Consider the following 1042-nt stretch of genomic DNA (forward strand, 5'->3'; position numbering starts at 1 on the left):
CACAACATTTTATATTTCTAAATGAATGTTCACCTATCTGCTCATATTCCCAACCTAAAGTATCTAAACACTCTTTAACTGTCATTAATTTCAAATTAGGAAATGCTTCTTGTAAATGTGGTTTAGTCATATTAATTACTCCCCTTTCATCATCTATCTAGATTTATTTAGCAACAGCTACCTCTTCTTGTATGCTTTCTTCTAGCAGTCGCTTTATAATATATATCTGTCCTTTTCCTGTAACCTTAGTAGTTCTATATGTGAATGTACCTTTTGATGTCTCTGTTACTCCCTCGACTACTTCGAAATATCCTCTGTCAATATATTGCTGCTTTGGTTCTGTACTGTTTTTAAATACCAAACCCCATTCTCTCAACTTCTTCCAAAGCCTTTTCTCTCCAATAGTTATGCCTTTCTTTGCTGCCACCTTTGCTAATTCTCTTACAAGTATTGAATTCTCACTTGCTGCTAATTGACCGATAAATCTGTTCTTTTCTCTCAATTCTTTTTTAGCTTCCTTTAACTGTGTAGCTAATTTGATAATTGTATCTGGGTCAGTTAGTACCTTCTCAATCATTTCATCTGTCATATATGCTCCATGCTTGCGAATGCTAGGAAGCACTTCAGATGTTACCCATCTTTTAAATTTCTTTGCATTAGGTAATTTAGAACTTAAAATTAAACTGTAAAGTCCACTTTCGTTAATTACATATGTGTTTTGCTTTCTTCCAAGTGAGTCGGCAATTTGCAGGGTCATCTTATCTTCACTATCTACATGCTTTTTTAGAGCATCTGATGTATCTTTATAACCTAATATACTTGCAACGTCCTTGCCTACAAACCAAATTTCATTATCTTTTATAATTACTCTAACTTGTCCAAACTCACTATTCGAAAAAACTTGTAAATCATTCATCTTTATGCCTCCTCTTTCATAGTTATAAGTTATAATTAATTTTATTTCTTTGTCCCTTCCTGTCTGTTATGGTAAAATTTTGTTGGAAGGGGGAAACAATATGGATAATAAAATCGTATATTTAAA

General features: G+C 32.6%; 1 protein-coding gene. It reads right to left on the reverse strand.

Features of this window, described 5'->3' with window-relative positions:
- Window positions 1-163: 163 nt before the first annotated feature.
- Complete coding sequence (locus AB4Y15_RS14115) at window positions 164-916, reverse strand: phage antirepressor (protein ID WP_427340968.1); 753 nt, start codon at window positions 914-916, stop codon at window positions 164-166.
- Window positions 917-1042 lie beyond the last annotated feature (126 nt).

The organism is Caloranaerobacter longqiensis, assembly GCF_050286925.1.
Classification (GTDB): Bacteria; Bacillota; Clostridia; order Tissierellales; family Thermohalobacteraceae; genus Caloranaerobacter.